The sequence below is a fragment of the Streptomyces sp. NPDC013455 genome, from assembly GCF_040632975.1.
Classification (GTDB): Bacteria; Actinomycetota; Actinomycetes; order Streptomycetales; family Streptomycetaceae; genus Streptomyces.
On the sequence record NZ_JBEYCX010000002.1, the window covers coordinates 223,922 to 241,763 of the forward strand.

Below are 17,842 nucleotides of genomic sequence, written 5' to 3' on the forward strand. Positions count from 1 at the left end.
CGGCGGTTTCAGTGGTGGTAGAAGATCCGGTCGCCGTACTCGGTCAGCACCCGGCCGTTCCACTCGTGTCCGCCGTCGACGTTGCCCGAGCGCAGCAGCGGGGGCTCGATGCCGCGGTCGGCGAGGTCGGCGGCGGCGGTCGCCGTCACGGCCTGCATCAGGGCGGCGGTGACCACGGTGGAGGCGGGGGCGAAGGGGGCGGGGATGGTGTCGAGGGTCAGTTCCGCGTCGCCGACGGCGATCTTGGAGTCCAGGACGATGTCGCAGTGGTCCTTGAGGAAGGTGCCGGAGGCGTGCCGGGAGGCCGTCTCGGCGGCGTAGGCCACCGAGGTCACGCCGATGACCCGCACGCCGCGGGCGCGGGCGCCCTGGGCCATCTCCACGGGCAGCGCGTTGCGGCCGGAGAGGGAGACGATCACGAGGGCGTCGCCGGCGCGCAGCGGCGAGGTGTCGAGCACGGCGCTCGCGAGGCCGTCCACCCGTTCGAGGGCGGAGCCGAGGGTGGCCGGGGTGACGTCGACGCCGACGACGCCGGGGACGGTGAGCAGGTTCATCAGGGCCAGGCCGCCGGCGCGGTAGACGACGTCCTGGGCGGCGAGCGAGGAGTGCCCGGCGCCGAACGCGAACAGGCGGCCGCCGGCCGCGACGGTGTCGGCGAGCAGGGCGCCGGCCGCGGCGATCGCCTCGGCCTCCTCCTCGCGGACCCGCTGGAGCAGGCCGATGGCGGCGTCGAAGAACAGGTCGGCAGGCGTGCCGTCGCTCATGCGGTGCCCCTTCGCAGCGTCTGTGTCGCGGATCACCGTGCGGTCTGGACCAGTGCGGTGTCAATACGGCCGTGGGTTCCCGGCCACCGGTGCCGGCCGGACGGGTCCGGTGCGGGTGCTGCGCGAGGGCGGCCCCGTTTCCCCGGTACCGCCCGCTTGTCAGTGGGATCCGGCAGAATTGAGCTCAGGGCCAGCGCAGCGGCCGGGCTTGCCGGCAGAGGTAACCGAGGGGCACGTATGTCCGGACTGATCGACACCACGGAGATGTACCTCCGCACCATCCTCGAACTCGAAGAGGAAGGCGTCGTCCCCATGCGCGCCCGCATCGCGGAGCGGTTGGACCAGAGCGGGCCGACGGTGAGCCAGACGGTGGCGCGGATGGAGCGTGACGGTCTGGTCTCCGTGGCCAGCGACCGGCACCTGGAGCTCACCGACGAGGGGCGCCGGCTGGCGACGCGCGTGATGCGCAAGCACCGTCTGGCCGAGTGTCTGCTCGTGGACGTGATCGGGCTGGAGTGGGAGCAGGTGCACGCGGAGGCGTGTCGCTGGGAGCACGTGATGAGCGAGGCCGTCGAGCGGCGCGTGCTGGAGCTGCTGCGGCACCCCACCGAGTCGCCGTACGGCAACCCGATCCCGGGTCTGGAGGAGCTCGGCGAGAAGGACGGGGCCGATCCGTTCCTGGACGAGGGCATGGTGTCGCTGGCCGACCTGGACGCGGGCACGGACGGCAAGACGGTCGTCGTGCGCCGCATCGGCGAGCCGATCCAGACGGACGCGCAGCTGATGTACACGCTGCGGCGGGCGGGTGTGCAGCCCGGTTCCGTGGTGAGCGTGACGGAGTCGCCGGGTGGTGTGCTCGTGGGCAGCGGCGGTGAGGCGGCCGAGCTGGAGGCGGACGTCGCCTCGCACGTGTTCGTGGCCAAGCGCTGAGAGGCGAGAGGGCCCCGGCGCCGTGCGGCGCCGGGGCCTGTCCTCCCCTTGCTGACCCGGAGCCCCGAGCTCTCAGGGTCGTCCCCTCGGACCGTTTTTCCCCGAGCGGTCCGCCTCCCGCTGAGAAGATCCCCTCGGGTGCGCTGATCATTCCTTGGGAGGTGTCACTCAAATGAGGGGTGTTGTCCGCGGGAACGCAATTTTCGAATAGGTATTCGATAGCCTGACGCAGCTGGACGACGAGGCAGGCGGAGCTGGGGGGTTCCAGGCCGATGGCACGGCGTATCGATGTGACGGGAGCGGACGGGGTGCGCCTGGCCGCCTGGGAGTTCGCCGACCCGCCGAAACGGGACGCGGAGCCGGGACCCGGCGGGGCGCGGGCGCAGCCTGATCCGGGCGCTCCGGGCGTGTTGTTACTGCACGGCCTGATGGGCCGCGCCTCCCACTGGGCGGCCACCGCCCGCTGGCTCGCCGGGCGCCGGCGCGCCGTGGCGCTGGACCAGCGCGGCCACGGCCGCAGCGACAAATCCCCACGGGCCGCCTACACCCGCGAGGCGTACGTCGAGGACGCCGAGGCCGCCGTCGAGCAGCTCGGCCTCGCCCCCGTCCTGCTCATCGGCCACGCCATGGGCGCGCTGACCGCCTGGCAGCTCGCCGCCAAGCGCCCCGACCTGGTGCGCGGCCTGATCATCTGCGACATGCGGGCCTCCGCGCTCGGCGCGGCTTCGCAGCGCGAGTGGGCCGCCTGGTTCCGCTCCTGGCCCGTCCCCTTCGCCAGCCTCGCCGACGTCCGCAAGTGGTTCGGCGAGGACGACCCCTGGGTGGAGCGGCCCAGCCCCGCGCGCGGTGCGTTCTTCGCCGAAGTGATGCACGAGTGCGAGGACGGCTGGCGCCCCGTCTTCGATCCGGAGCAGATGCTCAGCTCCCGCGAGACCTGGGTGCACGACGCCCACTGGGACGACCTGGCCCAGGTGCGGTGCCCCACGCTCGTCGTCCGGGGTCTCGACGGCGAACTGGGCCGCGCCGAGGCCCAGGAGATGGTCCGGGTCCTGCCCCGCGGCGTCTACGCCGAGGTCCCCGACGCCGGTCACCTCGCCCACTACGACCATCCGGAATCCTGGCGCGCGGCCGTCGAACCCTTCCTGACCCGGGTCCTCGCCGACTGACGCCGACGTCACCCGCCGGGCCCCGGCTCAGCGGTCCCGGCTCAGCGGTCCCGGCTCAGCGGTCCCGGCTCAGCGGTCCCGGCCGCACGCGTAGGCGAGCGGGGAGATCAGTTCCTCCGCGTCCGGCAGCCACCGGTTCGCCGGGGTCGGCCGGCAGGCCCACTGGACCGCGCCGCGGGACCCGAACCGGGTGGGCGGCGCGGCCACGTACGCACCCTCGCCCAGCGCCGACAGATCCAGTGAGGTCAGCGACCACCCCAGCTTGCGCACCAGCTCCGGCACCTTCGCGGACGCACCCGGCAGCACGAAGAAGTGCATCCGCCGGTCCGGGGTGAGCGTCACCGGCCCGAGCGTCAGCTCCATGCGCTCCATGCGGGCCAGGGCCAGGAAGCCGGCGCTCTCCCGGACGGACAGCGCGTCGAAGGTCCGTCCCGTCGGCAGCAGGATCGACGCCGTCGGCTGCTTCTGCCACATCCGGCGCGCGACGGTCGCACTGCCGGTCGCCTGGGTCGCCCAGTCGGGGCGCGCGGGGTGCGCACCCGGCGCAGGGCAGGAGGCGTCACCGCACGAGCAGCGCTGCATCCCGTCGACCGCTTCCAGCCAGGTGCCCGGGAACACGTCCCAGTGCCGCTCCTCGGCGTAGCGTACGGCGGTCTCCAGCAGCGATTCCCCGCGCTGCTGCGGGATGTGACCGGCAATCTGAGTGTTCGGGGCGCCCGCGATCGTCTCTTCCACGCTCCACTCAACTCCCGCGCCCACCTGGAGTTACGGCCGTAGCGCGCGCGGGGGAGGAGCATCGATTCCGCAGTCGGGGCGCATGGGTGCACGGGCGGGGGCGCGCGGGAGGAGGCGGGGCGTGAGGTGGGTAGCCAGGGACGGGGGCAACCGTCTACACCCCGGCAAACCGCACATGTCACGCATTGACGGTATGTCAGCTGGGCAGTGATCTTCCCGGCCGGAACATCAGGCTCCACCGGAACTTCATGCTCAGGGGATCGCAACGCAGGGGGTAGCTCATGGCCGCAAGGCCTCTTGTGGCGAGGCAGCCGAACGAACGGCTGCAAGCACTCATCCAGGAAGCGGGGTGCTCGAACGCCGGGCTGGCCCGGCGGGTCAACATGTGCGGCGCCGAGCACGGCCTCGACCTGCGCTACGACAAGACGTCCGTGGCCCGCTGGCTGCGCGGTCAGCAGCCGCGGGGCCGGGCCCCGGCGATCATCGCCGAGGCGCTCGGGCGCAAGCTCGGCCGTACGGTCACGATCGACGAGATCGGCATGGCCAACGGCAAGAACCTCGCCTCGGGGGTCGGCCTCCAGTTCTCGCCGACGGTACTGGGGGCCATCGAGCAGGTCTGCGAGCTGTGGCGCAGCGACGTGGGCCGGCGGGACTTCCTGTCCGGCTCCTCCGTCGCCGCCTCCGCGCTGGTCGAGCCCAGCCGCGACTGGCTGATCTCGGCGCCGGACGCCCAGGTGGCCCGGCAGGCGGGCCCGCGCGTGGGCCAGTCCGACGTGGCGGCCGTACGGTCCATGACCCAGGCGCTGGTGGACCTCGACCACCAGTACGGGAGCGGGCACGTGCGCCCGGTCGTCGTGCACTACCTCAACAGCGTCGTCTCCGGGCTGCTCGCGGGCTCCTACCGGGAGGCGGTCGGCCGGGAACTCTTCGCCGCCGTGGCCCGGTTGACGGAGCTGGCCGGGTACATGGCCGTCGACACCGGCCAACCGGGCCTGGCCCAGCGGTACTACATCCAGTCGCTGCGGCTGGCGCAGGCCGCCGGGGACCGCGGGTACGGCGGGTACGTCCTCGCCGCATCCATGAGCCACCTCGCCGCGCAGCTCGGGAACCCGCGCGAGATCGCCCAGTTGGCGCGGGCGGCACAGGAGGGCGCGCGCGGGCAGGTGACCCCGCGCGCGGAGGCGATGTTCCACGCGGCCGAGGCGCGGGGGCACGCGCTGCTCGGCGATGACCGCGCGGCGCAGGCGGCCGGCGGACGGGCGCTGGCGGCGATGGAGCGGGCGGACGGCTCCGCGGACCACGACCCCGTGTGGATCAGGCACTTCGACGAGGCGTACCTCGCCGACGAGCTGGCGCACTGCCACCGCGACCTCGGGCAGCCCGAGCAGGCGGCGCGGTACGCCGAGCAGGCACTGGCCGGGCACCCGCAGTCCCGGGCCCGCCGGCGCGCCATCGGCTACGTGCTGCTCGCCACGGCCCAGGTGCAGCAGCGCGAGGTGGAACAGGCGTGCAGCACCGGCCTGAAGGCGGTGGAGCTGCTGGAGACGCTCCGCTCCAACCGGGGCGCGGAGTACCTGGACGATCTCCAGCAGCGCCTGGCCCCCTTCCGGGACGAGGCGGTGGTGCGGGAGTTCGGGGCGCGCCTCGATCTTCAGCAGGCCGCGTGAACACCTGCCCCCCGGGGGCGTGAACGGGCGGCGAACGGCACCCGGGGATGCGCCGGGTGCCGTGAACGGCCGGTAGCGGATGCTTTTGTTACCGCTGTCACAGGGAAGGAAGTCGTGTTCTGAGCTGCGTGGCACGCGGCTCGGGGGACCCGGTAGCGTGAGCCGACGATTCACAAGGTCCCCCATTGGTAGGAGTCCCGGTGACGCAGAGTGGACAGGGCGAGGAGCCCTCGGCGCGGCCCGCGCGCGAAGGCATCGTGCTGCCCTCCGACGGAGGCGAGCCCCTGCTGCCGGGCATGACCGCGACGCCCGCCGCCCCGGCCGGCGGGCAGTCCTGGGGCGGCTCCTGGGGCCCCGGGCACGCGCAGCAGGATCCCGGTACGGGCCAGGGATGGTCCCCGGCCCCGCAGTGGACCGCCCCCGGGCAGCCGCCGGCCGCCGCGGACCCCGGCCCCCTGCCGCCCGAGGGCGCCACGGCCCCGTCGTACGGCGGCCAGGTCCCCGGCCAGGGGGCGCAGTACGGCGCCCAGCCCGGCGCCGGTGCCCACGGCGCGGCCCAGCAGCACGGGTACGGCGCCCCGGACCCGTACCAGCAGTACCAGCAGCAGCCCCAGCCCTACCCGGCGCAGTCCGCCCCGGCCGCCGCCGCGCCGCTGCCGCCGGCGTACCCGGCCGCGGGCGCCCCGCTGCCTCCGGCGGCGGACGGCGCGACCCAGTACATCCCGCCGGTCACCGCCGGTCCCGCGGACGACGGCGCCACCCAGTACCTGCCGCCCGTGCAGGCCGGCCCGGCCGACGGCGCGACGCAGTACATCCCGCCGGTCCCGGCGGGCGGCGGACACGACGCCGCCACGCAGTACATCGCGCCGGTGGCTCCCGGGGCACTGCCCCCGGAGTCCGGGAGCGAGGAGACGCGCTACTTCGGGCAGGTGCCCCGGCAGGCCGCGCCCGCGTCCTCCGACGCGGAGGCCACCCAGTACATCCCGCCCTACACCGGCCAGGCGCAGGGCGCGGACCGGCAGCCGCCCGCCGAGTTCGACAGCCTCTTCCGCGGCGGCCCCGCGGGCGACGACGCCCCGGCCGGGACCACCCAGCAGCTGCCGCGCGTCCAGGACGCCTACCCCGACCCGGCCCCGTCGGCGTACCGCTCGGCGCAGTCGTCGTACGAGCGGGAGCCGGACGGCGGCGGCCGGCGCTCGGGCCGGTCGAGGGTGCCGCTGATCGCCGCCGTCGGCGTGGGCCTCGTCGTGATCGGTGTCGGCGCCGGCGCGCTGCTCAGCGGTGGCGGCGGCGCGGAGCCGGGCGGTGAGGACAAGGGCAAGACGGTCGCCGCCGCGTCCCCGGCCACCCAGGACTCCGCCTCGCCCAGCGCCGACCCCGCCCGGCAGCAGGCCGTCGAGCTGGACGAGCTGCTCGCGGACAGCGGCAGCAGCCGGGCCTCGGTGATCCAGGCGGTGGGCGACATCAAGGGGTGCGACAACCTCGACGAGGCCGCCTCGAACCTGCGCGACGCGGCCAAGCAGCGCGCCCAGCTGGTCACCCGGCTCGGTGAGCTCTCCACGGACAAGCTGCACGCCCAGGGCCAGCTGCGGGACGCCCTGACGAAGGCGTGGCAGGCGTCCGCCGCGGCCGACAACCACTACGCGGCCTGGGCCGACCAGGCCAAGAGCCGCAAGGTGTGCCGCAAGGGTCGGGCCCGCACCACCGGGGAGACCCAGGCCGGCAACCGGGAGAGCGGCACGGCGAGCGCGCAGAAGACGAAGGCGGCGGCGCTGTGGAACGCGATCGCGAAGCAGTACGGCCTGACCCAGCGCCAGCCCACCCAGCTCTGACCGCCGCGGCGGGTCCCGGTGCCGGGACCCGTCACGGCACCTCGGCCTTCTCCAGGGTCGAGGTCATGTCGGCGGTCCCGTCGCTGCCGCCGGTGCCCTTGCTCGCCGCGACCAGCTCGCCGCCCCGGACCACCTGGAGCGTGACGTCGGCGTTGACCAGCCGCGGGAAGCCGACCGCGGAGAGCTTGCCCTCGTAGGGCCAGTGCAGGGTCGGGGTGAGGCCGCCGGTGGAGACCCGCAGGCCGTCGTCGAGGGTGTGCCGCACGGTGTCGGCGCTCACCTCGCCGTCGCCGATCTTCTCCAGGACCGCCTTGAGCACGGTGTAGGCGATCCACGTGGTCTGCACACCGGCGTCCGCGGGGTCGATGCGGTTGTCGCCGAAGGCCGCCTCGTTGATCACCTTCTTCATCGGGTCCCAGCGGGGGTCGGAGGCGACCGGGTACCAGCCGGTGATGTACGCCCCCTCGTACGGCCCCGAAGCCCCGCCGGTGGCGTTGATCACCGTCTGGTCGACGCTGCCGATCACGGTCGCGGTGCGCACCTCCGGGAAACTTCCGCGGGCCCGCCGGAAGGAGTCCATGAAGGTGTCCGTGCGGTCCCCGAGCGCGGGCACCACACAGCCCTTCCTGTCCGTGTCCCCGCCCTCGGTCGCGTGGCGCAGGGCCTGCTCGGCCTGGCTGCCGTACTCGGTGGCGTCCTCGGCCGCGAGCTGGTCGCCGGCGTCCGCGTGCCCGCCGGCCTTCAGCCCGGAGTCGAGCATCGCGGGCAGCTGGTCGCCGGCGATGCTGTCGGGACGGACCAGGGTGACGTTGCCGCAGCCGGCGGCGAGGGCCTTGCCGAGGCCGGCCAGGAGCGCGGGCTGCCCGCCGTTGACCGGATAGGACATGGAGCCGGTGAACTCGTCGTTGGTGACGCCGTAGCCGCCGATGTAGGGGATGCCGGCGCCCTCCAGCGGGGCGAGGTAGGAGTCGCCGAACTGGCTGTAGGAGCCGACGACCGCGACCACGTTCTCGGCCGCCGCGCGCCGGGCGCACTTCGCCGCCCCCACGCTGTCGTTGTGGTCGTTGCAGGTCAGCACGGAGAGCCTGCGGCCGTTGATGCCGCCGTGGGCGTTGATCCACTTGGCGTAGGCGCGGGCCATCGCGGGCATGCCCGGTTTGTTGGTCGCGTCGGTGTCCTGCGGCGCCCAGGTCATCACGGTGATCGGGTCATCCCCGGAGCCCCCCGTGGCACCGGGGATGACCCCGCATGCGGCGGTGAGCGACGCACAGAGGGCCAGGGCACCCGTGGCGAGGGCGCCTGCTCTGACGACGGGGCGGAGGGGCGGGGGAGGGGCGGGGAGAGCGGTGCGTCGCCTGCCGGTCATGCACACGCACGATTCCCTCACACCACTAACCTGGGAGTGACCCTCGGTGGACGAAGGGTGACGCGGGGGTGAATTACAGGGGCCGGTGAGACCGGTGGGGCGAGGAACGTACGATCGATGACCGTGCAAGGTTCGGAGAACTCTTCCCGTCGCGGCCGTCGCTCCTCCACCATGGGCGGCATGCCCCTGAACGACATGCCGTGGTGGCGGTGGCGCAGTCATGTGCGCTCGGCGCTGCACATGCTCTCCGACCCGGTGTTCCAGCGGGACGTCTGGCTGGCCGGCACGGACGGCTACGGCGACGTCACGGACGCCGTGTACCGGCTGGTGGAGGACACCTGGCTGGACAACTGGTCGGCCGAGAAGTACGTCGGCACCATATTCCGGGACTCGCAGGAGGCGGCACTCGTCGACACGGCGGTGCTGCGGGTGCTGCGGATCATGCACCAGGTCGGTCCGGACGCGCCCGTCGCGACGTACCTGGAGCACCCGGGCTGGCCGGACGCGGTGCGGGCGGCCCGGGACGCGCACGTGCGGATGGCGGCGAGCGACGGGGAGGACCCGGACGCCCCGCCGAAGAGCCTGGACGTGCTGCGCATCCTGACGCGGTCCGCGTAGCGGGACGGCGGCCCGCGCCGGGTGGGCGGTGTGAAACCATACAGTGCATGACCGATCAGTCCGCCCCTTCCGCCGCCGCACCGGCCGACCAGTACGTCCTCACCCTTTCCTGCCCGGACAAGCAGGGCATCGTGCACGCCGTGTCCAGCTACCTGTTCATGACCGGCTGCAACATCGAGGACAGCCAGCAGTTCGGTGACCACGACACGGGACTGTTCTTCATGCGTGTCCACTTCTCGGCCGAGGCGCCGGTGACGGTGGAGAAGCTGCGGGCGAGCTTCGCCGCGATCGGCGACTCCTTCCACATGGACTGGCAGATCAACCGGGCCGACCAGAAGATGCGCATCGTGCTGATGGTCAGCAAGTTCGGGCACTGCCTGAACGACCTGCTGTTCCGGGCGCGGACCGGGGCGCTGCCGGTGGAGATCGTGAGCGTGGTGTCGAACCACACCGACTTCGAAGAACTGGTGGGCTCCTACAACATCCCCTTCCACCACATCCCGGTGACGAGGGAGACCAAGTCCGAGGCCGAGGCGAAGCTGCTGGAGATCGTCCGCGAGGAGCGGGTCGAACTGGTCGTCCTCGCCCGCTACATGCAGGTCCTCTCCGACGACCTGTGCAAGCGGCTCAGCGGCCGGATCATCAACATCCACCACTCCTTCCTGCCGAGCTTCAAGGGCGCCAAGCCGTACCACCAGGCGCACGCCCGGGGCGTGAAGCTGATCGGGGCGACCGCGCACTACGTCACCGCGGACCTGGACGAGGGCCCGATCATCGAGCAGGAGGTCGAGCGGGTGGGCCACGGCGTGACGCCGGACCAGCTGGTGGCCATCGGCCGGGACGTGGAGTGCCAGGCACTGGCACGAGCGGTGAAGTGGCACGCGGAGCGCCGCATCCTGCTGAACGGCCGGCGGACGGTGGTCTTCCCCTGAGGAGGCCGGGCGGTCACGCCCGCCCGGTCACTGCTCGGTCACCGTGAAGTAGCGGGCGAAGGCCGGCACGATGTCCGGTTCGGCGATGCTGCCGTCGCCGTCGGCGTCGAGGGCCGCCGCGCTCGCCTGGGCGACGGCCTCCGGCACGTGCAGGACCCGGAGCACGCGCGCGGTGTCGGGGACGCTGACGCGCCCGTCCCCGTCCGTGTCCGCCACCGCCAGGGCCGCGTGCAGAAAGGGGCGGGCGATCTCCGCGAAGCGGTCCGGGTTGTCGCGCAGCCGCTTGACCGCGCCGGTGACGAACTCCTCGCGGGTGATGCGCTGGTCGCCGTCCCGGTCGGCGATGCCGGCCATGCCCTGCCAGAACGCCTCCGCGCCGGCGTACAGGGCCTGTCCCTTGACGGAGCGCGCGGGGACGGCGAACTCGGTGAGCAGGGCCTTGGCCGCGGCGCTGAAGTCCTCGCGGTCGATGTAGCCGTTGCCGTCCTGGTCGAAGGTGGCGAACCGGGCGGCGATCCTGCGCTCGTACTCGGTGCTGACCATGTGTGTTCGGGCCGCCTTACGTGAGGGTCGTACGTGAGGGTTTCGGCTGTCCGTGGGGTTGGCCTGGCACGGAGCGTACGACGCGGGGGGCCGTCGGGCGGCGGGAAACCGACGATTGTGCCAAGACCGGGGGAATTCCGCGACAACTGTGGGGCGAAGTCGCGCGGCCGTGACGGACACTCAGGCGGAGAGCGGACCCGCCTCGTCCGTGGTCGCCGAGTCGAGGTCGGGGCGGACGTCGAAGAGGCGGCGGACGCCGAGCGCGCCGAGGACCCGGTTGACGTGCGAGCCGTCGTCGGCGCCCCGGTCCGGCAGGATCAGCCGCAGCCGCCCCTGGCAGGACCGGATCAGCCGGCGGGCCGCGATCAGGACGCCGACCCCGCTGGAATCGCAGAAGAACACGTCGGAGAGGTCCACGACGAGGCTGTGGTGGCCCTCGGCAACGACGTCGTGCACCCGCTGGCGCAGCAGCGGCGACGTCATCAGATCCAGTTCCCCGGACACCCGGAGCACGGCCCACCCGCCCTGTTCGACGCCGGTCACGTTGAATGCCACGGCCTTGCCCCTCCGCTCGCCGGATCTCGCGGAACCGCCCGGAAACGGAAGCAGTTCCTACGTTTCATTCCGCGCGGCTGCCCAGCGGCCGTTCCCTGAAACGTGACCCCACAAACGGCGGGCGATCAACGAGGGGCTTGTTTCGGTCACTATCGGTCGTGTTCGATCAGAGGTGCACGCGTCTCGTGTGGAGTTTGTGTGAAGGGGGCACTATCACCTGCGGCGTCGCGGGGGGCGCACTTTGTCCCAAAGGGGCGTGCGTTGTCAGACGTGCCGACTACATTTCGAGTGGGCAGGACCGACAGGCTGGACGGGCCGGACACGACGAGGGGAGGGGGCCGCATGGCCAGGACGGACGTACCGCCCCGCTGGGACCGCAAGATGCAGCAGCGCCTCGCCCGCGGTGAGGCGGCCGCCCTGGGCGAGCTGTACGACCGGTTCGCCTCCCTCGTGCACAGCCTCGCCCACCGCGTCCTCGGCGACGAGCAGGCCGCCGACGGCGTCACCCGCGAGGTCTTCACGCACGTCTGGGAGCACCCCGAGAGCTACGACGCCAGGCAGGGCCCGCTGCGCTCCTGGCTCGCCGCCGTCACCCACCGGCTCGCCGTGCAGCGGCTGCGCGACCGGGAGGAACGGGAACAGCCGCGGCGGGAGGAGCTGGAGAGCACGGTCCGCCGCGCCTCGGTCGCCGCCCGCGCCGACTACATCGTCAACTCCATGCCGGCCCCGCTGCGCGCCGCCCTGGACCTCGCCTACTTCCAGCGCCGGGACTACCGCCAGACCGCGGCCGACCTCGGTGTCACCGAGGACGAGGCCCGCCGCAGGCTCCGCCTCGGCCTCCAGCTGCTGTCCACCGCCCACGACACCGGGACACCGCCGGGATACCGGGGTGCGGTGTGAGCGGGGCGAGCCGGCGCGAGAGACCCGAGGGGTCCGACGGGCCCGGCGGGGCGGCCGGTTCCGGGCGGGGCGGCGGTGCGGGCGACGCCGCGTGCGGCCCCGGCGCGTCCGGCCCGGCGCCCTCGCCGCGCATCCCGACGCCCCGCGCCTCCGTGGAGGACAGCGGGCTCCCGCTGCCCGACCTCGCCGACCTGGGGGACCTCGCACCCGTGCCGCTCGACCTGTCCCACGATGTCCTGAAGTCGCTGCTCGGCGCCTGGGCGCTGGCCGCCTGCTCGGCGGCGGAGGCGGCGGCCGTGGAGGAACACCTGGGCGGCTGCGGCGGCTGCGCCGACGAGGCCCGCCGGCTGCGCGAGGCGGTCGGCCTGCTGCACCAGCCGGAGAGCCTGGACCTGGATCCCGGGCTGCGTACCCGGGTCCTCAACGGCTGTCTGACCCGCCGGCCGCCGCGCATCCCGGTGCCCGGCTGGGCGGCGCCGTACGACGCCGAGACCGCGCGACTGGACGCGCTGCTCCAGGACTTCGGTGACGCGGAGTGGCACGCGCCGGTCCGGCTGCGGTGGTTCGAGGGCGACACCGCGACCGGCCGTGACACGACCGTCGCCGGGGTGATCGCGCACCTGCTGGCGGTGGACGGACTGGTGGCCGTGGCGCTCGGCCTGGACGATCCGCTGGCCGGGGCGGGCGGAGCCGAACCGGGCGCCATGGACCCGGCCGGCCGCACCGAGGCGTTCTGGCGGGCCTCGCACGCCCCGCCGGACCTGCCCGGCCCCGCGGGCGGGGGCACCGCCGCCGCGGCTCACCCCGTGCGCGGCCCCTGGCGGGAGCAGAGCCACGGCCTGGTGCGCACGGCGTCCTTCACCGGCAGCCGGGCGGGCGGACTGGAGGTGTCCTACGGCGACTTCGCCCTTCCGCTGCACGACGCGATGCTGGACCGCGCCTTCGAGTGCTGGGCGCACGCCGAGGACATCGCGGAGGCGGTGGACTACCCCTACGAGCCGCCGGCGCCGCGTCACCTCAACCAGATGATCGAGCTCGCGGCGCGGCTGCTGCCGACGGCCCTCGCGGCACGCCGCCGCGCGGGCCTGTCCGGGCCGGGCGGCCGGACACCGCACCTGGTCCCGGCCGGTGCGCCCGGCCGCAGCCTGCGCCTGGAGATCGAGGGCGCGGCCGGCGGGGAGTGGCTGATCCCGCTGGACTCACCCGCCGCGGTGGGCTCCACGGAGTTCGAGGTGGCCCATGTGGCCCTGGACGGCGTGGAGTTCTGCCGGCTGGCCGCGGGCCACGTGTCCCCGGAGGACGCGGCGGCGGGCCAGGACGGCGACCGGCAGGCGATCAGGGACGTGCTGTACGCGGCGGCGAACCTCAGCCGGATGTGAGCGGCGCGGCCGCCCGGACGGCGCCCCCGGCCCGTGGGGGGCCTGCCGGACGGCGTCCCCGGCCCGTGGTGGGGCCTGCCGGACGGCGTCCCCGGCTGGTCGTGGGGCCTGCCGGACGGCGGGCCCCACGGGGAGTTCGCCGGCTCAGAAGCGGCCGGGCCGGGCCGGCAGGCCCGGAGCCGCCGGCAGCGGCAGCGGGCTGACGCCACTGCGCTCTCCCGCCGCGGGCGGGGCCTGGCAGGTGATGTCCTTCGCCGGCAGCCTGCCGGTGGTCAGGTAGGTGGTGGCCGTCTTGTCGGCGCACGACTTGGTGCCGTAGACGCCGTGTCCGACGCCCCCGGCGACCGTGACCATCTTCGCGCCCTTCATGACGCGGCGCAGGCCCTGGCCGCTGGTCAGCGGCGTCTGGGAGTCCCACTCGTTCTGGAGGATCAGCGCGCCGACCTTGTTGTCGATCCTGGTGGCCTTCTCGCCGCCGGTCTGCTTCCAGAAGGCGCAGGGCTTGATGTTGGAGGCGAAGTCGCCGTACAGCGGGTAGCGGGCCTTGTCCCGGATCGCGTCGCTGCGGTACTGCTCGGGATCGCGCGGCCAGTCGCGCGTGTCGGCGCACAGCACGGACCAGAACGCGGCGTCGCCGTTGTCCTCGGGCGTGGCACGGCCGAACGACGGCGGAACCGGCACGGGCCTGGGCCGGCCGGTGAGGGACGAGGGCCGGCCCGCGGCGGCCTTCTTCAGCTCGACGACCCACTCGGCGGCGTCCCGCACGCTGAAGAAGACGGCCCGGCCGCCGGATCGGATGTCGTCACCGGTCAGCCGCATGCCGTCCGGGTCGATCGGCGAGCGGTCGGCCTGGGCGACCAGGTCGTAGAAGGTCTTGCGGACCGCCTCGGGCGTGGCGCCCAGCCGGTACTTCGCGTTGCGCTCGGCGGTCCACTCGGTCCACCGGGTGAAGGCGGGCTCGCTGCCCTCCGCCCAGACCTGGATCATGCCGCGCCAGATGCGGGCGGGGTCGACGGCGCTGTCCAGCACGAACCGGTCGGCGCGCTGGGGGAACATCTGCGTGTAGACCGCGCCGAGGTAGGTGCCGTACGAGTAGCCGAGGTAGGAGATCTTCTTCTCGCCGAGCACCGCGCGGAGCGTGTCCATGTCCCGGGCGGTGTTGCGGGTGGTGATGTGGCGGAGTTTGGTGCCCTGCCTGGCGTTGCACTTGTCGGCGACGGTCCGGGCCCACTTCACGTCCTTGGCGAACGTCTGCGGCTTGTACGGCCGGTCCCAGTTCTGCTCGCCGGAGGTCAGGCCGCAGCCGACGGGGGAGCTCTGTCCGACGCCCCGGGGGTCGAAGCCGACGAGGTCGTACTTGGCCCGCACGGACTTGGGCAGTTCCCCGGCCAGGTAGAGCGGCATGTCGACGCCCGTACCGCCCGGGCCGCCCGGGTTGAGCAGGAGCACACCGCGGCGCTCCGTCCTGTTGCTCGCCTTGATCCTCGATATCGCGAGGTCGATCTTCTTGCCGTCCGGCCGGCTGTAGTCGAGCGGGACCTTGATCGTGGCGCACTGGAAGGAGGCCGGCGCCGATCTGTCGCAGCGGTGCCACGCCGGCTTCTGCTGGAAGTACTGGTTCCGGGAGTCCTCGGCGGCGGACGCCGTGGCCGGGGCGAGCGCGGGAACCAGGAGGGCGACGGCACTGGCCGCCAGCAAGGGGGCTGTTCGACTGCTTCGCACGGAAGGAGAGTCCTTGGGTGGGTGACTGGGAAGGCACCCACCCTCGCGTACGCGCGACTTGGGCGAATCCACCAGGAAGACAGGATTTCTGCACCCAGGGATGGATTTACGGTCCTGGCGAATGGTCCCGGAGTCGGACAACCGCGACCGGCTCCGTGACGTCTTGCAGAAGTGGCTCGTGCGAGGTCACTCGGCGGCGGCCGGCGCCAACTCGTGCTTGACGGACGCGGACAGGGCGCGGGCCTCGTGCTCGGTCATCCGGGGCGTCTCGTACGGCACCGCGTTGACCCAGCGCTGGGTCAGCCGGGCGATGCGCTCGCCGTACCGCCGCGCGGTGACCAGGTCGCCGCGCGAACCGGCGTGCTCCGGGCCGAGGTCGGCGTGGCTCTGGCTCATCAGACCCAGCCAAGAGCCCAGCCGGTTCACGTCGTCGCGGTCGCCGCCGCTCCAGTTGTTGCCCGGCATGTCGCCCACGCCGATCCACTGCATGCCCAGCTGCGCGGCGAAGACGGCCAGTTGCTCCAGCACCGCCAGCTTGTCACCGCTCTGCGAGGCGGACATGGTGAACCCGCCGGCCAGCTTGTCCTTCCACGCCTGCGTCGTGAACGGTGTGAACACCGCTTCCATGAACGCCTTGAACACCGCCGACACGCTGCCCATCAGCGTGGGGCAGCCGAGGACGATCGCGTCGGAGCGGTCGAGCAGCGCCAGCACCTCGGCGTCGTACCAGCGGCCCGCGGTGACGTCCTCGGCCCGGATCTCGACCAGGTGCACCCGGGCGCCCGGCACCGTCCGTGCCCCGTCGGCGAGGTGCTCGGCCAGGACGCGGGTGTGTCCGTGCACCGAGCGGAGACGATCGGGCTGGGCATCGGCTGGGCCACCGGCGGCGTCACCGGCGTGACGGCGCGGGTGCTGTCCACCGAGAGGTTCATGGCGCTGGTGCCCGCGGCCCACCCGCTGGCCGGGCACACCGAGCTGAGCGCGGCCGAACTGTCCACCACGGGCCTGCTGACCTGGCCGCACCAGATCAACAGCGGTCTCTGCGACCGCCTGCTGTCCGCCTTCCGAATCGGCGGGGCCGACCTGCGCATCATCAGGACCGCCGACAGCGTGCACGCCATCGCCGCTCACGTCGCCGCGGGTACGGGCATCGGCATCACCGTCGGATCGGCGCTCGACCACCAGCCGCCCGGTCTGCGCGTCATCCCCCTCACCGGCCCTTCGACCACCGTCGACCAGGTCGTGCTCACCCCGGCCGAGCCGTCGGACACCGCAAGGGCACTGCGCGACCTGCTGCTGCACGCCTCGGCGCAGTCGGTGGCCGGCGGTCGCTGAGCGCTGCGTGAGGAACGCTCGCACGGCTCGTACGCACCGGGCACGGCCGGACGGATGTGCGAGCCGGCCGCACAACACGCCCGGGCGCGTGAGCAGTTCGGGCGGCCGATCGGCGCCTCGCGGGCCGTCCTGGACCTCCGCGTGGACCCGCTGGTGCGGGCCGGGACCGCGCGCGCCGCCGTCCACGCCGCCGCCTCACGGCCGACCCCGCCGAGGTCGCCGCCGCCCGGTGGCCCGCCGCCGTGCCGGGCCGGCCGAGTCGCCCGGGGCGTTCTGGACCGTGATGCCCGGAAAGCCTTGGCCTTCGATGTCGCGGATCGTGGCGTACCGGAATCACGGAGCGTCGATACCGGGTTGTGTCCTTCGTGAGACTCGTCACGGCCTGGAGTCGGGTGTCCGCTCCGGTACCTTGTGTGGGATGCGAGTGGCCGCGCGTACGAGCCGAGCCGGCGGTGCCCCTGGGGCGGTGCCGGGCCGTGCGGTGCGCACCGCAGCTCGCAGGGCGATCGGGGTCCTCGACCCCGCCTGTTCGACTCCCCGGCATGCGCGTCGCACAGTATGCCTCACGCGTACTCCTTCACGCGGGAATATGCCCGAAGCGCTTGTTGGGGTGACTGTACGTCAACCATGCTGTGTCGCAAGGGAGTCACGTTCCGTGACCCCTGCTCTGGCCGTTGTTCTGGCCATGCAGAGAATGGCTACGATCGTGGCCCTCGTCGTGACCGTCGCCGCGGCTGACGCCGTGGCGGTCGGGCGGCACGGGGCCATGGATCCGCCGGTTCGGATGGTGTGAGCGGTGCAGGTGCTTCAAGTGCAGCTGGAGATCCGGCCCGACCCCGCGGAGGTGGGGCGAGCCAGGAGGTGGGCCCGCTCGCGGCTCGCGGGGTCGGGGATAACGGCCGACGAGCCGCTGGCCGAGACCCTGATCCTGCTCGTCTCGGAGCTGGTGACCAACGCCGTGGTGCACACGGGCCGGCCGGCGGTGCTGCGGCTCTGCCTGCCGGGGCCGGCGGCCGGGAGCGGCACGTCGGCCACGGTTCGGGTGGAGGTGGCCGACGCCAGCTCCCGTGCGCCCGTGCCCCGTTGCGCCGGCAGTGACGCCACCGGCGGCCGGGGTCTGGCCCTCGTGGACTGTCTCGCCGACCGCTGGGGCTGGAGCCCCGAGGACGCCGGCAAGAGCATCTGGTGCGAGCTGGACCGCTGCTCGCAGCCCCGGCAGGGCGCGGCGACGGCGTACGGGGGCGGGCCGGCCGCGTACGAGGACTTCGCCTTCGAAGCGGTGTAGCGGTCCGCTCCGCCGGTGCGCCGGCCGTGCGCCCCTGCGCGAGCGCGGTGTCACCACCCGTACCGGCACCGGCGTTGACGTTCCCCGGGCCGCTGATCAGTCTGGTGGGCGTC

At 73.4% G+C, this 17,842-nt stretch carries 17 protein-coding genes and 1 pseudogene; 11 read left to right on the forward strand and 7 right to left on the reverse strand.

Going from position 1 to position 17,842, the window contains the following annotated elements; translation table 11 throughout:
• Positions 1-8: 8 nt before the first annotated feature.
• Entirely contained in the window at positions 9-764 is a 756-nt protein-coding gene (locus ABZ576_RS05150) for an SIS domain-containing protein (protein ID WP_360735933.1), read from the reverse strand.
• A 237-nt stretch (positions 765-1,001) separates the two neighbouring features.
• Here ABZ576_RS05150 and ABZ576_RS05155 point away from each other — a divergent pair, with 237 nt between their 5' ends.
• Positions 1,002-1,694, forward strand: coding sequence for a metal-dependent transcriptional regulator (locus tag ABZ576_RS05155; protein WP_318202859.1), 693 nt, complete (start codon positions 1,002-1,004; stop codon positions 1,692-1,694).
• A gap of 272 nt (positions 1,695-1,966) precedes the next feature.
• Positions 1,967-2,860 carry an alpha/beta hydrolase gene (locus ABZ576_RS05160; RefSeq protein WP_360735936.1) on the forward strand — a complete coding sequence of 298 codons (894 nt, stop codon included), beginning with the start codon at positions 1,967-1,969 and terminating at the stop codon, positions 2,858-2,860.
• A gap of 69 nt (positions 2,861-2,929) precedes the next feature.
• Here the strand turns inward: ABZ576_RS05160 and ABZ576_RS05165 are convergent, their stop codons facing one another.
• Positions 2,930-3,595, reverse strand: a complete 666-nt coding sequence (locus ABZ576_RS05165; RefSeq protein WP_360735938.1) for a bifunctional DNA primase/polymerase — start codon at positions 3,593-3,595, stop codon at positions 2,930-2,932.
• Between the two features lie 281 nt (positions 3,596-3,876).
• Between ABZ576_RS05165 and ABZ576_RS05170 the strand changes: the two genes are divergently transcribed.
• Positions 3,877-5,262 carry a transcriptional regulator gene (locus tag ABZ576_RS05170; protein ID WP_360735940.1) on the forward strand — a complete coding sequence of 462 codons (1,386 nt, stop codon included), beginning with the start codon at positions 3,877-3,879 and terminating at the stop codon, positions 5,260-5,262.
• A 200-nt stretch (positions 5,263-5,462) separates the two neighbouring features.
• Positions 5,463-7,094, forward strand: coding sequence for a hypothetical protein (locus ABZ576_RS05175; RefSeq protein WP_360735943.1), 1,632 nt, complete (start codon positions 5,463-5,465; stop codon positions 7,092-7,094).
• A 31-nt stretch (positions 7,095-7,125) separates the two neighbouring features.
• Here the strand turns inward: ABZ576_RS05175 and ABZ576_RS05180 are convergent, their stop codons facing one another.
• A complete protein-coding gene (locus ABZ576_RS05180; protein ID WP_360735946.1) occupies positions 7,126-8,460 on the reverse strand; it encodes an ABC transporter substrate-binding protein in 1,335 nt (444 codons plus the stop codon).
• A gap of 117 nt (positions 8,461-8,577) precedes the next feature.
• Between ABZ576_RS05180 and ABZ576_RS05185 the strand changes: the two genes are divergently transcribed.
• Together ABZ576_RS05185 and purU are read left to right on the forward strand one after the other, a co-directional pair.
• Positions 8,578-9,078, forward strand: coding sequence for a hypothetical protein (locus ABZ576_RS05185; protein ID WP_360735948.1), 501 nt, complete (start codon positions 8,578-8,580; stop codon positions 9,076-9,078).
• Positions 9,079-9,125: 47 nt separating this feature from the next.
• Positions 9,126-10,010, forward strand: coding sequence for a formyltetrahydrofolate deformylase (gene purU, locus ABZ576_RS05190; protein ID WP_360735950.1), 885 nt, complete (start codon positions 9,126-9,128; stop codon positions 10,008-10,010).
• Positions 10,011-10,037: 27 nt separating this feature from the next.
• On the opposite strand, the gene ABZ576_RS05195 is transcribed toward purU, so the two are convergent.
• Entirely contained in the window at positions 10,038-10,553 is a 516-nt protein-coding gene (locus ABZ576_RS05195; RefSeq protein WP_360735953.1) for an EF-hand domain-containing protein, read from the reverse strand.
• Between the two features lie 180 nt (positions 10,554-10,733).
• Complete coding sequence (locus ABZ576_RS05200; protein WP_360735955.1) at positions 10,734-11,108, reverse strand: STAS domain-containing protein; 375 nt, start codon at positions 11,106-11,108, stop codon at positions 10,734-10,736.
• Between the two features lie 342 nt (positions 11,109-11,450).
• Here ABZ576_RS05200 and ABZ576_RS05205 point away from each other — a divergent pair, with 342 nt between their 5' ends.
• Together ABZ576_RS05205 and ABZ576_RS05210 are read left to right on the forward strand one after the other, a co-directional pair.
• Complete coding sequence (locus tag ABZ576_RS05205; RefSeq protein ID WP_360735958.1) at positions 11,451-12,008, forward strand: sigma-70 family RNA polymerase sigma factor; 558 nt, start codon at positions 11,451-11,453, stop codon at positions 12,006-12,008.
• The gene (locus ABZ576_RS05210) at positions 12,005-13,387 is read left to right on the forward strand and encodes a zf-HC2 domain-containing protein (RefSeq protein WP_360735960.1); all 1,383 of its coding nucleotides are present in this window, start codon (positions 12,005-12,007) and stop codon (positions 13,385-13,387) included. The genes ABZ576_RS05205 and ABZ576_RS05210 overlap by 4 nt, the downstream gene beginning before the upstream one ends.
• A gap of 144 nt (positions 13,388-13,531) precedes the next feature.
• Here ABZ576_RS05210 and ABZ576_RS05215 read toward each other — a convergent pair whose 3' ends face one another.
• Together ABZ576_RS05215 and ABZ576_RS05220 are read right to left on the reverse strand one after the other, a co-directional pair.
• Entirely contained in the window at positions 13,532-15,109 is a 1,578-nt protein-coding gene (locus ABZ576_RS05215; RefSeq protein WP_360735962.1) for an alpha/beta hydrolase, read from the reverse strand.
• A gap of 186 nt (positions 15,110-15,295) precedes the next feature.
• Positions 15,296-15,952: a flavodoxin family protein gene (locus ABZ576_RS05220; protein WP_360735964.1), complete on the reverse strand. Its 657-nt coding sequence runs from the start codon at positions 15,950-15,952 to the stop codon at positions 15,296-15,298.
• Here ABZ576_RS05220 and ABZ576_RS05225 point away from each other — a divergent pair.
• From ABZ576_RS05225 to ABZ576_RS05235, 3 genes and pseudogenes are all read left to right on the forward strand, one after another.
• A complete protein-coding gene (locus tag ABZ576_RS05225) occupies positions 15,941-16,444 on the forward strand; it encodes a LysR substrate-binding domain-containing protein (protein WP_360735967.1) in 504 nt (167 codons plus the stop codon). The two genes, ABZ576_RS05220 and ABZ576_RS05225, sit on opposite strands and share 12 nt — an antisense overlap.
• Positions 16,445-16,483: 39 nt before the next feature.
• Positions 16,484-16,674, forward strand: a pseudogene (locus ABZ576_RS05230) (acyl-CoA dehydrogenase family protein); the annotation flags it as partial.
• A 581-nt stretch (positions 16,675-17,255) separates the two neighbouring features.
• On the forward strand, positions 17,256-17,729 hold the full coding sequence (locus tag ABZ576_RS05235) for an ATP-binding protein (RefSeq protein ID WP_360736656.1): 474 nt from the start codon (positions 17,256-17,258) through the stop codon (positions 17,727-17,729).
• Positions 17,730-17,842: the final 113 nt, after the last annotated feature.

Excerpts from the sequence above, each read along its gene's own strand:
- ABZ576_RS05195 (WP_360735953.1), bottom strand. The coding sequence starts at position 10,553 with ATGGTCAGCACCGAGTACGAGCGCAGGATCGCCGCCCGGTTCGCCACC.
- ABZ576_RS05180 (WP_360735946.1), bottom strand. The coding sequence starts at position 8,460 with ATGACCGGCAGGCGACGCACCGCTCTCCCCGCCCCTCCCCCGCCCCTC.
- ABZ576_RS05170 (WP_360735940.1), top strand. The coding sequence starts at position 3,877 with ATGGCCGCAAGGCCTCTTGTGGCGAGGCAGCCGAACGAACGGCTGCAA.
- ABZ576_RS05185 (WP_360735948.1), top strand. The coding sequence starts at position 8,578 with ATGACCGTGCAAGGTTCGGAGAACTCTTCCCGTCGCGGCCGTCGCTCC.
- ABZ576_RS05155 (WP_318202859.1), top strand. The coding sequence starts at position 1,002 with ATGTCCGGACTGATCGACACCACGGAGATGTACCTCCGCACCATCCTC.
- purU (WP_360735950.1), top strand. The coding sequence starts at position 9,126 with ATGACCGATCAGTCCGCCCCTTCCGCCGCCGCACCGGCCGACCAGTAC.
- ABZ576_RS05150 (WP_360735933.1), bottom strand. The coding sequence starts at position 764 with ATGAGCGACGGCACGCCTGCCGACCTGTTCTTCGACGCCGCCATCGGC.
- ABZ576_RS05205 (WP_360735958.1), top strand. The coding sequence starts at position 11,451 with ATGGCCAGGACGGACGTACCGCCCCGCTGGGACCGCAAGATGCAGCAG.
- ABZ576_RS05160 (WP_360735936.1), top strand. The coding sequence starts at position 1,967 with ATGGCACGGCGTATCGATGTGACGGGAGCGGACGGGGTGCGCCTGGCC.